At 44.6% G+C, this 13,146-nt stretch carries 15 protein-coding genes and 1 tRNA gene; 10 read left to right on the forward strand and 6 right to left on the reverse strand.

Translation table 11 applies throughout. The features are described 5' to 3' along the window. Positions 1-25: 25 nt before the first annotated feature. Positions 26-1,429 carry a phenylalanine--tRNA ligase subunit alpha gene (gene pheS / locus HBNXNv_RS00845; protein WP_347720945.1) on the forward strand — a complete coding sequence of 468 codons (1,404 nt, stop codon included), beginning with the start codon at positions 26-28 and terminating at the stop codon, positions 1,427-1,429. Further along, the gene (gene pheT / locus HBNXNv_RS00850; RefSeq protein WP_347720946.1) at positions 1,430-3,076 is read left to right on the forward strand and encodes a phenylalanine--tRNA ligase subunit beta; all 1,647 of its coding nucleotides are present in this window, start codon (positions 1,430-1,432) and stop codon (positions 3,074-3,076) included. 127 nt (positions 3,077-3,203) lie between these two features. On the opposite strand, the gene HBNXNv_RS00855 is transcribed toward pheT, so the two are convergent. From HBNXNv_RS00855 to HBNXNv_RS00870, 4 genes are read right to left on the reverse strand one after another with little or no spacing between them, the layout of a single operon-like run. Continuing rightward, positions 3,204-3,485 (reverse strand): PspC domain-containing protein, encoded by a 282-nt coding sequence (locus tag HBNXNv_RS00855; protein WP_347720947.1) that lies wholly within the window; start codon positions 3,483-3,485, stop codon positions 3,204-3,206. A 33-nt stretch (positions 3,486-3,518) separates the two neighbouring features. Further along, on the reverse strand, positions 3,519-4,085 hold the full coding sequence (locus HBNXNv_RS00860) for a dCTP deaminase (protein ID WP_347720948.1): 567 nt from the start codon (positions 4,083-4,085) through the stop codon (positions 3,519-3,521). 32 nt (positions 4,086-4,117) lie between these two features. After that, positions 4,118-4,615 (reverse strand): nucleoside-diphosphate kinase, encoded by a 498-nt coding sequence (gene ndk / locus HBNXNv_RS00865; protein WP_347720949.1) that lies wholly within the window; start codon positions 4,613-4,615, stop codon positions 4,118-4,120. A 40-nt stretch (positions 4,616-4,655) separates the two neighbouring features. Beyond that, a complete protein-coding gene (locus tag HBNXNv_RS00870) occupies positions 4,656-5,111 on the reverse strand; it encodes a hypothetical protein (protein WP_347720950.1) in 456 nt (151 codons plus the stop codon). Positions 5,112-5,200: 89 nt separating this feature from the next. Here HBNXNv_RS00870 and HBNXNv_RS00875 point away from each other — a divergent pair, with 89 nt between their 5' ends. From HBNXNv_RS00875 to HBNXNv_RS00905, 7 genes are all read left to right on the forward strand, one after another. Continuing rightward, complete coding sequence (locus tag HBNXNv_RS00875; RefSeq protein WP_347720951.1) at positions 5,201-7,066, forward strand: ATP-binding protein; 1,866 nt, start codon at positions 5,201-5,203, stop codon at positions 7,064-7,066. 50 nt (positions 7,067-7,116) lie between these two features. Next, positions 7,117-7,190: transfer RNA gene (locus HBNXNv_RS00880), tRNA-Val, on the forward strand. Positions 7,191-7,386: 196 nt separating this feature from the next. Beyond that, positions 7,387-7,734 carry a peptidyl-tRNA hydrolase Pth2 gene (gene pth2 / locus HBNXNv_RS00885; protein ID WP_347720952.1) on the forward strand — a complete coding sequence of 116 codons (348 nt, stop codon included), beginning with the start codon at positions 7,387-7,389 and terminating at the stop codon, positions 7,732-7,734. After that, entirely contained in the window at positions 7,734-8,924 is a 1,191-nt protein-coding gene (gene truD, locus HBNXNv_RS00890; RefSeq protein WP_347720953.1) for a tRNA pseudouridine(13) synthase TruD, read from the forward strand. Before pth2 ends, truD begins: the two co-directional genes overlap by 1 nt. Before the next feature lie 62 nt (positions 8,925-8,986). After that, positions 8,987-10,408 carry an ArnT family glycosyltransferase gene (locus HBNXNv_RS00895; protein WP_347720954.1) on the forward strand — a complete coding sequence of 474 codons (1,422 nt, stop codon included), beginning with the start codon at positions 8,987-8,989 and terminating at the stop codon, positions 10,406-10,408. Between the two features lie 2 nt (positions 10,409-10,410). Continuing rightward, positions 10,411-11,085, forward strand: a complete 675-nt coding sequence (locus HBNXNv_RS00900) for a hypothetical protein (protein WP_347720955.1) — start codon at positions 10,411-10,413, stop codon at positions 11,083-11,085. After that, positions 11,082-11,369 carry a hypothetical protein gene (locus tag HBNXNv_RS00905; protein ID WP_347720956.1) on the forward strand — a complete coding sequence of 96 codons (288 nt, stop codon included), beginning with the start codon at positions 11,082-11,084 and terminating at the stop codon, positions 11,367-11,369. Before HBNXNv_RS00900 ends, HBNXNv_RS00905 begins: the two co-directional genes overlap by 4 nt. Positions 11,370-11,372: 3 nt before the next feature. On the opposite strand, the gene HBNXNv_RS00910 is transcribed toward HBNXNv_RS00905, so the two are convergent. Together HBNXNv_RS00910 and HBNXNv_RS00915 are read right to left on the reverse strand one after the other, a co-directional pair. Further along, entirely contained in the window at positions 11,373-12,263 is an 891-nt protein-coding gene (locus HBNXNv_RS00910) for a helix-turn-helix transcriptional regulator (protein ID WP_347720957.1), read from the reverse strand. 23 nt (positions 12,264-12,286) lie between these two features. Beyond that, positions 12,287-12,688: a hypothetical protein gene (locus HBNXNv_RS00915; RefSeq protein ID WP_347720958.1), complete on the reverse strand. Its 402-nt coding sequence runs from the start codon at positions 12,686-12,688 to the stop codon at positions 12,287-12,289. Positions 12,689-12,742: 54 nt separating this feature from the next. Between HBNXNv_RS00915 and HBNXNv_RS00920 the strand changes: the two genes are divergently transcribed. Further along, on the forward strand, positions 12,743-13,141 hold the full coding sequence (locus tag HBNXNv_RS00920; RefSeq protein WP_347720959.1) for a hypothetical protein: 399 nt from the start codon (positions 12,743-12,745) through the stop codon (positions 13,139-13,141). Positions 13,142-13,146: the final 5 nt, after the last annotated feature.

The raw sequence follows: 13,146 nt of genomic DNA on the forward strand, positions 1-13,146 counted from the left end.
AGATTCGACTCAGTAAAACCCGACTGTGAAACTCTCAAGCCAGGCCATAGACATACTTGAACAGTTGAAAAAACACGGACGAAGAACTGTAGAGGAACTGGAAAATGAAGGATTCGACCAGTCAATGGTAAACCGTGCTGCAATAGAACTACAGGACAAAGGCCTAGCAGAAGTAGAGGAAGAAGAAACAGTAACACGCTACCTAACGGAGACAGGAAAAAAAGTAGCAGCAGAAGGCTCACCAGAACACAAACTAATTGAAAGAGTAGAAGAAGGAGACAAATCGCTCTCCAAACTCCAGGACCTCAACCTCGACGTTGCACTGGGAAAGGCCCGACAGAAAAACTGGATAGAAATACAAGGAGGCTCAGTAGCCCTCACAGATAAAGGGAAAAACGCACTGGAAGAAGACGACCTCAAGAAAAGACTAAATGAGGAGGACTTCATGCAGGTCCACGAAGACAGAGGCCTTGTAGAAGCAGAAATAGAAGTAACAAGAATACTGGTCCTAACAGAAAAAGGAGAAGACCTGGAACTTGAAAAAGTCGAAGAAGACTTCAACGTAGAGGCCCAGGTACAGACACCAAGGATAGGTAAAAAACACTTCTACAAGGAAATCCTCGACTTCGCACAGGAAAAATTCGTGGAAATGGGATTCCAGGAAATGACAGGAGACTTCATAGTGCCCAGCTTCCTAAACTTCGACGCACTGTACACCGCACAGGACCACCCAGCCAGAGACCTCCACGACACATTCTTCATGAAAACACCTGAGAAATCCGACCTTTCAGAGTACGGAGACAAAGTGCAGCACGTTAAAGAAACACACGAAGACGGCTGGACAACAGGATCCAAGGGCTGGGGCTATGACTGGAGCGAACAAGAGGCCTCAAGAAACGTACTCAGAACACATACAACCGCAGTCAGCGCAAGAAGACTGCACGAAATCGATATTAACGAAGAGGAACTGCCTAAAAAGCTGTTCTGCATAGGCAGAAACTTCAGGAACGAAACAGTAGACAGAACACACCTCCCAGGATTCATACAGCTAGACGGAATCGTGGTAGGCAAAAACCTGAACTACAGAAACCTCAAAGGATACCTCAGCGAATTCTTCGAAAAAATGGGGTACGAAGAGTTCCGACTAATCCCATCATACTACCCATACACAGAAATGAGCACAGAAGTACAGGTATACGACGAGGAAGAAGACGAATGGCTCGGAATGGGAGGCGCAGGCCTCTTCAGACCAGAAGTAGTCAAACCAATGCTAGGATTCGAAGCAACAGTACTAGCATGGGGACTAGGCCTAGGAAGAGTAGCAATGAAAGCAGCAGAAATTGAAGACATCAGAGAACTTTACAGAAATGACATAGAAATACTTGAGGAAACTCCAAAATGGAGGCCTCACAACGGAGGAGAACAATAAATGGCCAACTTGGAGATAGACAAAAGAGAATTCGACCAACTTGTAGGAGAAAGCATCGACAACCAGAAAATGATAGAAGAAGGCTCAATGCTGGGCGCACACTGGCACCGTATCGAAGGAAACGTATGCGAAGTAGAAACATACCCAAACAGGCCAGACCTACTATCTGTAGAAGGCCTTGCCAGAGCATACAGAGGATTCTTCGACATTGATACAGGAAGAGAAAAATATGACATACAGAAAGGAGATCTCAAGGTAGAAGTCGATGAATCAGTAGAAGATGTCCGGCCTCACATCGGGGGTGCAGTAGTCAGAGGTCTCGAACTCTCAAAAAAGAAGATTAACGGCCTGATCCAGCTACAGGAAAAAATGCACGAAACAATGGGCCGCAGAAGAGACAAACTGGCGATAGGCCTGCATGACCTCTCCACAGTAGAAGCGCCGTTCACATACAAAGCTGTAGAACCGGAAAAAGTCTCATTCAAACCGCTGGAATACGATAAACACATGCAGCTTGGAGAAATTCTGGATGAACACGAAAAAGGCCAGAAATACGCATGGATTCTGGAAGACGAGGACAGATACCCGATAATTGAGGATTCTGAAGGAAAAGTGCTCAGCTTCCCGCCAATAATCAACAACCAGCTGACAGAAGTAGACTCCGAAACAACCGATATCTTCATCGACGTCACAGGAAAACACAGAGAAACAGTGATGAAGGCCCTCAACATCCTCACAACTGCACTTTCTGAAAGAGGAGGCCAGATAGAATCAGTAACAGTCGACGGAGAAAAAATGCCGGATTTAACGCCTGAAGAAATGGAGCTTGATATCGAATACTTCAGAGACATCTCAGGCCTTGATCTAGAACCAGAAGAAATTGTCAAAAGACTGGAAATGATGAAGCACGAGGCCAAAAAGAAGGGAGACAAGATCAAAGTCAAGATTCCGGCCTACAGGAACGATATAATCCACCAGTACGACCTGATCGAGGAAGTTGTGATCGCACACCGGTACGACAATATAGAACCAGAAGTCCCAGAAGTAGATCAAATGGCCTCAGTAAAACCTATTCAGGACTTCGCAGATAGAATAAGAGATGTAATGACAGGTGCCGGCGCTCTTGAAGCAAATACTTTCTACCTCTCCAGCAAGGAAAAAATCTTTGAAATGATGGAGATAGAGGAAAATGAAGTAGCAGAAGTAGCCAACGCATCAGGAGAGGAACAGGAGGTAGTCAGAAACTGGCTTCTGCCATCACTGTTCCAGACACTGCACGATAACAGGCATCACAGCTATCCACAGACATTCTTCGAAGTATCCGATGTAGTAGAGCTCGACAACTCCAGAGTAGGAGCATCCAACAAAAAGAAGATGGCCTACATAGTAACAGGCAATGAAAAAGATTACACGGACGCAAGAGCAATCCTCCAGGTACTGGAAAGAGATCTAGGCCTTGAATTCGATGTACAGGAAAAATACCGGAGCTGCTTCAAAGAATCAAGATCAGCAGCAGTCTACTTCAAAGACAAGAGGGTAGGAATAATCGGAGAGTTCTCAGAAGAAGTTATTGAAAACTGGGAGCTCAGCTATCCTGCAGCAGGCCTTGAACTGGACGTGGAAAAGATCCTTGAACTGAAAGAGTAAAGAAAAAAGAATTTTTGAAGGGTGGATGATGAACCCTGCGGGACCAAACTCTGCCGAGTTTGATCAGCTGAAGGCACAAAAAGTGCCTTTCGGAAGGGTTTGATTTTTGAGTGCTGACGCCCTGAAATTATTCCTCATCGTTTTCTGAATTGGAATTGTCGTCAGGTTCCTCATGCGGACTCTCATCCTCTTCCTCTACTGCCACACTGTTTCTATCCTGTACTTCGCTCTCTGTAGGAATAATCAGCCAGGCCACAAGGTAAAGCAGAGGGCTCACTCCGGTAATAATCAGTAGCAACGTAATTAGGCGTACTACTGAAGGGTCAAAGCCGTAGACCTCAGCAATTCCTCCGCAAATACCGCCAAGGATTCTGTCAGTCTCCGACCGGTAAAGTCTGTTTTCTGCCATTTTATTTCACACTACAAAGATTATATTCAAGGGTTAAATCTGTTCTTCTTCCTCATCAGTTGAGACACGACCTCCCTGCCACTGCCCCTCGTAATCGCGTACAAGGCCGCCAATAGCTTGTTTAAATACTATCTCGGCAACGCGAGCGCCTTCCTGAATCTCAAAGGTCTGATTGGAAACATTCTTCAAACCAAAAATCAGAGGCCCCTCATAACCTGGATTCGTATTCGTCCCTTTGAAGTACAGACCGCTTCTCTGCAGAGTACTTCTTGGATAGACATCAGGCATCAAATGGGCCTCGGTCCCTCCAACCTCTACAGCATCGCTCGGAACCTCAACAGTCTCACGAGTCTTAATCAAGTAGTAATCGCCAGGCTCAAGAACAAGCGTGTCGCCAGAACCTTCCTCCAGAACTTTATCGCTGTCAGGAGTATCGCGGGTATCACGATGCAGAAAACCATCAGAACTCAGCTCAAAGGCCTCTCCCAGTCTTACTTCAAGGCCTACGCCTTCAGGATTTTCAAGCTCTCTATCAGCTAAATTATGAATCATTCCGTGCTCTTCACGCATTTCGAGCACTTTTCTCGCGGTAAGAATCATAGAAAGAAAAAGGGAAAATGAAAGTGAAAAACTTATCGAACCCACTCTTCTTGAGCGGTCTCAAAGTCGTGAATCTCGTCATCCTCAAACCAGATGCTGATCTCCTTCTCAGCTTCCTCTGGCTCAGCGGATGCGTGAATCAGGTTCTTGTGAAGCCGTCCGGACCCATCAGCGTGAGCGAATGAGATGTGACCGTAAGTACCTCTGATTGTAGCAGGGTCGGCCTCAGTAGGATCTGTCTCTCCAACAATCTTTCTGATGTTCTCTACAGCATTAACACCTTCAAGAACCATTGCAACTACAGGCCCTTTCTTCATGTACTCTGCAAGCCTCTCGTAGAAATCCTTCTCTACGTGCTCCTCGTAATGCTCTTCAAGAAGATCATCTGTAGCCCATACCATCTTCATACCGCAGATCTTGAAACCTGCATTCTCAAAACGGGAGACAATCTCGCCAATAAGGCCTCTCTTAACAGTATCAGGTTTTAAAGCAACGAAAGTTTTCTCAACGTGTTCAAATTCTTCAGACATATTTACACCTTCTATAACTAAAGTAGAGAAAGGAAATTTTTTAATTCGAATTCTCAGGAAGAGGCCTGTAAAAAGTCTGCTCACATGGCAGAAGAGTTACATTATCATTCTCAAGCCACTCAGTAGCAGTCTGATTCCTGTAAGAGGCCTCATCAGTCCATTCCATACCGCTTATATCCTCATTACAGATATTGTAGGCCTGCATCATCAACTCTGACTCAACCCTTCTGTAAAAGTTCGCGGTACCGGGCTCAACCTCAGTATAATTATCGTAATTGTAAGTAGTATGATCCTGCTTCTGAAGACCCATACAGAAACCACCGGCCTCAACACCTACACACTCAACAGTAATCTCGGTGTAGCCAACTTTCTGACCAGTATCCGGCGCAAGAATATTATGAATGCCCAGCAGAAGAACAACAAGTCCAAGCGAAATACCTACATATTTGAGCTGTTCCTGAAGTTCCTCTGAAATCTCCTGGCCCATTACTTCCATACTCAGAAATCTGTTGACTATCTTCTTAAAACCCACTCCGGCCGAATATCGAGTATTTTATCAATATTCGACTCGCCTGATTATACACGATGCAGCTAGGAACAATCGAAGGAGAAGTCACCACATCATCATTCAAATTCCGAGCAGTGGAAGAAGTAAGAAAATTCGACTTCATCTCAGTAAAGAGCAACGAAAAATGGATACTAGGCCAAGTCGACGAAGTAACAAAGAAACCCGACGGCGAAACCATGGCCCATGCCAACATCATCGGATACAGAGACAAAGGCCTCACCAAAGCACCAAGAAGAGTAATAGAACCAGACTCAATAGTATACAAAGCAGACCAGGAACTAATATCGGACACACTAGGCCTCGACGACGAAGGCCTCCGCATCGGAAACCTAGAAACCAATCCCGATATCGATATCCACGTTAACGCAGAGGACTTCTACAAACACTTTGCAGTACTGGCCCAGACAGGCGCAGGGAAATCATACCTGACAGGAGTGCTGATTGAGGAGATGCTGGAAGATGACTTCCCTGTACTGATACTTGATCCTCACGGAGAATACTCCTCGCTGCGACAGGAAAACCCGGAAAACGATGAAGAAAGACAGGCCTATGATATCAAGGAGTTCTCGCCAAACACAGATATCAATCCAGAGGCCGTACCGCTTAGATTCTCATCCAGGAACTTCGAGAAAAAAGAACTAACAACTCTAATTCCGGACTCACTGACAAACTCACAGATGGGAGTGCTCTACAACGCGTTGAAACGGCTGCAAGAGAAAGACGAAGACTACAACCTCAACGACTTGATGGACGCAGTCTCTAACGAAGACTCAACAGCCAAATGGAACCTCCTCAACTATCTCGAGCAACTAGACGACTCAGGCCTTTTCTCCGACTCTCCAATGGATCTGGAGGAACTGGTCGAGCCAGGAAGAGCAACAATCATCAATCTCAGAGCTGTAGAACCAGAAACAGCAGAAATGACAGCTTACATGCTCGCCAAGAAACTTTTCGACCTAAGAAAAAGAAACCAGATCCCGCCATTCATAACAGTAATAGAAGAGGCCCACAACTTCACACCGGAAAAAGGATTCGGCCAGACAATCTCCAACCCAATACTAAGAAAAATAGCATCAGAAGGCCGTAAATTCGGTCTAGGTCTCGGAGTAATCTCTCAGAGGCCGGCAAGAATCGACAAAAACGTATTATCTCAGGCCAACACACAGTTCATACTAAGAGTAACCAATCCAAACGATCTCAAGGCCATATCCAAGTCCTTTGAAGGAATAACAAGCGAAGTAGAGGATATGATCAAGTCGCTGCCGCCAGGAGTGGCCTTCGTACTAGGAAACGAGTATCCTGTTATGACTGATGTCAGAACACGTAAATCGAAGCACGGAGGAGAAACACAGACTTCAGACACCTATGTAGAGAAGGAAAGCGTGGAAGTCTTCGAAACAAGAAAATCTAGAGGCGAACTCGAATCAGAAACTGGGGAAAAGTACACTCCGGCCTACTATCCGCTTTATCTTCTCAAGAATGATGAGAAAAAAGTACTTGTCGATGGAGTAAAGAACAATATCAAGGCGGAGAGGCCTAAAATCTCTGGAAGTGAAAAAGAGGTCTACAAGAAGCTTCAGAGAGGAAAGGAGAAATCAGAAATTCTGGAAGACCTTGAAATGGATCTTTCAAAGCTAACGGCGATAATTGATGGCCTGCGAAAGAAAGGATTCGTGAAGGAGGGTTCAAACGACGTGGCGGAGTCAGTACTCGATCTTGAGATAGAGGATCAGAGTGTAGAGGCCGAAGAACTGATTGATTACGAGGTATCGGAGGACGAGGCCCGCTCACACCTGAAAAACTCGGAAGTCAGAAAAGTCCGCTACCCTTACTTTTCGAAGGGAGAAACTGTCTACGATCCGATTCTGGGTAAGGAAATCTAATCCGTTCCTATTTTAAGAATTACTTATCCCTATCTATTATACGAACTCACGGGTTCGTGGTCTAGTTGGTTATGACGTCGCCCTTACAAGGCGAAGATCCCCAGTTCGAATCTGGGCGAACCCATCGTTCAAGGCTTATCAAGGCCTGAGCAGGATCTCTTATCATAAATCCTGCAGTATCTTGTAAGATTCAAAAAACTCAATGCCACACTTAACCTCATGGTGTTGTCACCAAAAGGTAAATAAACGTTGCATGGGAATAGTGAGAATGTGGCTAAGATTTCCCATTTAATAAATCCGGAAAAACAATATCTGATATTATGACGCAGTACAAACAGGCCATCGTTTTGCAAGAGGACTTGAACATGTCTAAAGGAAAATCTATCGCACAGGCCTGTCACGCGTCACTGAAGGCCTATGAAAGGTCTGAAGATAAAATCCGGGAGAAATGGGATAAACAGGGAGCGAAAAAAGTTGCACTCGATATCGGCAACAAAGATATCAGGGTTCGGTTCCAAAAAGCAAAGGATGAAGGCCTACCAGCATATCTGGTGAAGGACGCTGGTCGGACCGAACTTAAATCTGGTACTGTAACAGCGCTCGGGATTGGCCCTGCAGAAGAATCTAAAATCGATAGCATAACTGGAGATCTTGGCTTGATAGAATAATGGGTGAAGACGAAATGGAAATGGAGAATACTACAATTAACTTGGTGGAAATGGACTGGGAGTACTACACTGATACTCTCGGTATTGAAGGCGTACTAAAAGAGCAGGTAAACGATTTCGTGGTGAGAGAGCTTGCCAGCCACGAAACAGGCGAAGGAGATCATCTTATCGTCAAGCTCCGAAAACAGAACATGACCACTATGGATGCCATTGGAAAGCTATCTAGCATGCTACACATTTCCAAAGACAGGATAGGATACGCAGGAAACAAAGACAAGAAGGCCGTTACAGAACAGTACATCTCCGTTAAAGGAGTAGATCCAGAAGACATCCGAGGAATATACACTGACGAGTTCGATCTCGAAGTTGTAGGATACGGCCACAGAATTGGCATCGGAAATCTTTCTGCCAACAGATTCGAAATAACAATAAGAGACCTCAACCTCCCAATCGAGGACCTGAGAAACAGAACACTGAAAATCGTCGATGAAATGGACGGCAAGTTCCCTAACTACTTCGGCCCACAGAGATTTGGTTCAACAAGACCAATTACACACCAGGTAGGCCGCCATCTTCTGAAAGGAAATTATGAGGAAGCAGTATGGACATACATCGCAAAGCCATACGACCAGGAATACAAGAGCATCAGAAAGACAAGAGAAGAACTCTGGGAAACCAGAGAAGTAGAGGGTGCAGCAGAAAAATTCCCGAAAAAGTATCGATACGAGAAAACCCTGCTGTATCACCTGACAAAACACCCTGAAGACTATCAAGGCGCGATTAAAAGGCTGCCTGAAGGCCTACAAACACTTTTCATCCATGCATATCAATCATGGGTTTACAACCGAGTTCTCTCACAACTTCTCGAAGACGGATGGTACCAAGAAGATTATGAAATCCCTCTTGTCGGTTACAAGACAGATCTGAAAGATGAGAAACCAGAAAACATAATGGAAGACGTCCTTGAGGAGGAAGGAGTATCACAGGACGACTTCAGACTATCTGACTTCCCAGAACTCAGGTCAGAAGGAAGCTACAGGAGAGCATTCGCAGACTTCAGGAACTTTGAGATACTGGATATAGGAGACGACTCACTGAACATGGCCAAAAACAAGATGACTGTCAAGTTCGACCTACCGAAAGGATCATACGCAACAGTATTTCTCAGAGAGATACAGAAGAACAACTAACCCCTATTTTTCCTACTACCTCATCCCTAACTTTATTTTATTAATCGTTTAAACACAATAACATGGGCCTGCAACCAAGAGAAATAGCGGAAAGCACAGGTAACTGGATAAAACAAAATAAGACTTTTACAGCAATAATCACTGCATTCGCGGTATCACAGGCCTACATTCTCACACAGATCTGGACACATCCTCTCATATGGGATACGTCAATCTACTGGGGAATGGGCAAAGCACTGTTCTCAGGAAACCAGATAGGCCTATGGGAACAGTTCAGACCACCAATGCTGCCTATAATCCTCGGAACACTATGGAAACTAGGCATGCCAGCAGAAGGATTCACAAGGCTGATGGCAGTACTTTTCTCAACAGCAGGCCTCACAGGAATCTATCTCATGGCAAAAGACCTCTACACAAAGAAAGTAGCAGCCTACACAGTAGGAATAATAGCAGCATCAATCACATTTGCATACTACACAAACATGCTGCTCACAGGAATACCGGCCTCATTCCTCGTATTCACATCAATATACCTAGCAACCAAGAAAAAACACTTATCAGCAGGTATAATCGGAGGCCTGGCATTCCTCACGCGGTTCCCAGCAGCACTGGTAGGCCCAGCCGCAGTACTCTACATAGCATACACATACAGAAATGAAATACAGCAAATGCTTGTCCAGGCCTCAAAATACACTGCAGGATTCTTCGCAGTAGCAATACCTTACATGGCCGCCAACCACTACTTCTACAGTAGCGCACTGCAGCCATTCATCAGAGGATTCTCAATCCCGGCCTCAACACAGAGCACATACCTCTACGGAGTATTCTACATGTTCAACGGGATAAAAGCCAGCATCTTCCTGGCACTACTCCCGGTAGGCCTCTACATGATTCTCAAATACAGAGAGAAAAAATATTACGGGTTTACAGCAGCACTGACCCTACTCTACGGATTCTTCACATACTTCCCGAGAAAAGAAGTCAGATTTATCCTTCTGTTCCTGCCGCTAATGGCAATTGTATCAGCAAGAGGCCTTGAAGAGGTAGTTGAGAGGGTTCAACATGAGAAAATTACCTCTGAAAGAAAGAATATGTTGGTTGCTGCAGTATTTGTTGTTATAATTCTTTTCGCTGGGTTCCAGGTTTATCAGCAGAAGCAATGGGTCAACCAGAATCAGGTTGACTTTTACAGAGCACATTCGAATCTTACTGGATCGGTAGCTGCAAATGACGCACAGATCATGCCTTACGGTGACTTCAAGTATCTGGCAATGCCGCCTCTAAGTCTTGAAGCCCACTACGAAATGGCCCAGGAGGAGGCTGATTACTTCTCGATTAACACATGTGCATGGTACTGTTTCCCGGGTGATGAGGAATGCAAGCAGAGAATTGAAAATTACGAGGAAAACGTCTCTGAGAATTACGCGAATGTTTATCAAGATCATGGGGAACAATGTCAATACGATATTTACAGAGTGAATTAGAGATGAGAGAACTTAAGAAATACCGTTATCTTTTCGCAGCGCTTTTGACAGTACTAGTATTCAGTCTAGGTATGCTCTTCAGTAACTTCATGGATACTCAGAGATCCAACGAACTTCAATCAGAAATGAATGAAGACATAATACAGTTACAGAGCCAGAATCTGCAACTAACATACCTGAAATCAAATCAGGTTAACTCATGCGCTGCAATGGAAGAAGGCCTGACCAACATGATCAAAGACTATAATAAAAGACTGAATAAGGTACAGGAGTATCAGCAGAACAGTATTGCAAACTCTGGAAGATTTGAACAGATCAAAAAGCAGTATATTATTTCAGGCCTCAGATACTGGATTTTTGTTGGAGATCTTAAGACTGAGTGCGACTACAATCCTGATACGGTTCTCTTCTTCACGGAAAGCCTTGAGGCCAGTAACTGTCAGGAATGTAAGCGGCAAGGCCAGCAGCTTGAGCTACTGAAACAGAAGTACAGAGAAGATGTTCTCATTTTCTCAGTGCCTACCTCAATGGATGACGGCATGATAAATGTTCTAGAGCAGCAGTACAATGTATCTAGGCCTCCAGCTGTAGTTCTTAACAGGGATACGGTTCTACAAGGCTACAGCTCAAGAAGTTTGATAGAGGAAAAACTGAATGAATCAGGTGGTTCGCAGTGAACAAGAAGCTTATCGCAGCAGGATTGATTCTTGGACTGGTTGTGGGAGGCCTTGCCGCAGAGTATATTTCATCGGAGAAGACACAGAGCGCAGGATACTGTGATACGTTAGAAGCCAATATTGCTCAGAACAAGACTTTTGAAGGCACAGTTGACTGTTTCGATCCTGAAGAAGTAGAGACTGATCTACCGGACAGAGTGAATGATTCTGCTACGCTGAAATGTGTGTGCAGAAAGAGCTACAACGGCAGCGTCAGCTGGATGAATATTGCAGTAAGTAATTGAAGTTTAGAATCTGAATTGGCCTGAAATCCTTAGCTTGTTGCTTCTTCCCTCTTTCTCCTTCTGAACTATGCCTTGATCAACAAGTTCAGATACAACTCCGGAAACCTTGGCCTTTGAGTACTCTGACTCATCAACCACGTCCTTCTGAAGCATGCTTCCCTCATTTTCAATCAGTAGATCCACTACGTCTCTCTGATCTTCGGTAAGCTCGCCGTAAACCTCGCTGATGTCCTGGGAAGAAATCCTCTTCCATACTGCTAGTCCAAGGATTGAAAGTAGAATAATCAGTAGGCCTATTCCAATATACCTGATCAAGCTGTCATCGCTAGATGAGTCGTTGTAGAAAACACTGAAAGAGATTGGCTCTCCTCCCAGCGCAGGATCTGTCTCCCATACAACAAATATTCTCTGCCCATCGCTACCGGTTTCTCCGTAACTAGGTGAAAAAGCAGGCTGAGAAAGATTCTCATCGTTGACAATGACTGCGTTCTCAGGCAGAACAACCTTCAGCCTGTAGTGATCTGTAGGAACACGGAAGACACGAGTAAACTGGAAAAAGTCCACGTTCTCCCTGCTTGAGGTAATACCTGAAGTCCGGAAATCAAAGGATGCAGTAAAATTAGTAGACATATCGGTAGGACACTGAATCTCTGAACCAATCTGCAAATCCCTCACATCACATTCAACCTGCTCGCCATTAATCCGTGACTCCAGATCATAAACAGGGTAAGAAACAACATAAGTCAGGCTTTCAGAAGTTAACTCATCAATATCAAGCCGAACATCAACCTCAGAATTGCTTAAATCAATAGTAACATCTTCCTGCGCAATAGCGGTGGCTGAAACAGTTGAAACAAATGCCACAAGCGCTAAAACAAATACAAACTTCTTCATGCCTTCCAACCAAGGGATTGTTTTTATTCTTCACCAGATTTCGAAATCAGTACGCCTCCAGCCCCCATCTGCGCATAATTATGCATAGTATCGGCAACCTTCTGCAAGGCCTCCTGACTATCCTTCAAAGTCAAGTTAAAGTTCTCAGGACCTTCAATCTGTACATAAGTAGGCCCATAGTTAATCGTGATCTCAACTGCAGTATTGAAGTCATCAACCTCAACAACAGTCTCAACAACCCTGGAGAAACCTTCATCCAGATCAGGATGAGGATTATCAACCTTCTCAGTCTCATCCCAGTTAACCTCCTTAACCTCTACAGACTCATGTCCTTCAAGGCCTTCAATGTGGTCCTCAAGGGCTTCTTCAACTTTATCCTTATCGTTACTGACTGCCTCAAATACCATCCAGAGTTCGATTGCCATAAGTAAAATACCTCACCTTACCCTTAAAGCTATTACTTAAAACAATATAAAGACATGAAGGAAAAAATCCTCGAACACGGAATAGACCAGACCTTCTTCATAATGGCCGCAATAGCACTCCTAACAGTAACAACATTTCTACTGACAAACGGCATACAGACCTCCGAGGCCCGCGGCACATGCTACACAGAAATCAAGACATGCAAAGGCCTCCCATTCAATGGTTCCTGCATAGGAAGTGTACAGATCGAGGAAAAATTCGACTCCGCCGAACAATGCAGCCAGCTGGAAAATGTAGAGGCCTCATGTAACTCTGTAAGAGAAAACCTTTGTGCAAGCTCGGAATACTCGGGTGATGAATGGAAGAAAGCTGTTGTCGAAGGATTCAGTTGTTCGAGATGGGAGAAACAGTATAGCGGTGTAGATTTGAAAAGCTGCAGTTCCAATAACTAATACAG

This window comes from Candidatus Nanohalovita haloferacivicina (assembly GCF_029232205.1).
Lineage (GTDB): Archaea > Nanohalarchaeota > Nanosalinia > Nanosalinales > Nanosalinaceae > Nanohalovita > Nanohalovita haloferacivicina.

What these genes read in the sequence shown, in the direction of transcription:
- pheT (WP_347720946.1), top strand. Translation starts at nt 1,430, where the DNA reads ATGGCCAACTTGGAGATAGACAAAAGAGAATTCGACCAACTTGTAGGA.
- HBNXNv_RS00855 (WP_347720947.1), bottom strand. Translation starts at nt 3,485, where the DNA reads ATGGCAGAAAACAGACTTTACCGGTCGGAGACTGACAGAATCCTTGGC.
- HBNXNv_RS00860 (WP_347720948.1), bottom strand. Translation starts at nt 4,085, where the DNA reads ATGATTCTTACCGCGAGAAAAGTGCTCGAAATGCGTGAAGAGCACGGA.
- ndk (WP_347720949.1), bottom strand. Translation starts at nt 4,615, where the DNA reads ATGTCTGAAGAATTTGAACACGTTGAGAAAACTTTCGTTGCTTTAAAA.
- HBNXNv_RS00870 (WP_347720950.1), bottom strand. Translation starts at nt 5,111, where the DNA reads ATGGAAGTAATGGGCCAGGAGATTTCAGAGGAACTTCAGGAACAGCTC.
- HBNXNv_RS00875 (WP_347720951.1), top strand. Translation starts at nt 5,201, where the DNA reads ATGCAGCTAGGAACAATCGAAGGAGAAGTCACCACATCATCATTCAAA.
- pth2 (WP_347720952.1), top strand. Translation starts at nt 7,387, where the DNA reads ATGACGCAGTACAAACAGGCCATCGTTTTGCAAGAGGACTTGAACATG.
- truD (WP_347720953.1), top strand. Translation starts at nt 7,734, where the DNA reads ATGGGTGAAGACGAAATGGAAATGGAGAATACTACAATTAACTTGGTG.
- HBNXNv_RS00895 (WP_347720954.1), top strand. Translation starts at nt 8,987, where the DNA reads ATGGGCCTGCAACCAAGAGAAATAGCGGAAAGCACAGGTAACTGGATA.
- HBNXNv_RS00900 (WP_347720955.1), top strand. Translation starts at nt 10,411, where the DNA reads ATGAGAGAACTTAAGAAATACCGTTATCTTTTCGCAGCGCTTTTGACA.
- HBNXNv_RS00910 (WP_347720957.1), bottom strand. Translation starts at nt 12,263, where the DNA reads ATGAAGAAGTTTGTATTTGTTTTAGCGCTTGTGGCATTTGTTTCAACT.
- HBNXNv_RS00915 (WP_347720958.1), bottom strand. Translation starts at nt 12,688, where the DNA reads ATGGCAATCGAACTCTGGATGGTATTTGAGGCAGTCAGTAACGATAAG.
- HBNXNv_RS00920 (WP_347720959.1), top strand. Translation starts at nt 12,743, where the DNA reads ATGAAGGAAAAAATCCTCGAACACGGAATAGACCAGACCTTCTTCATA.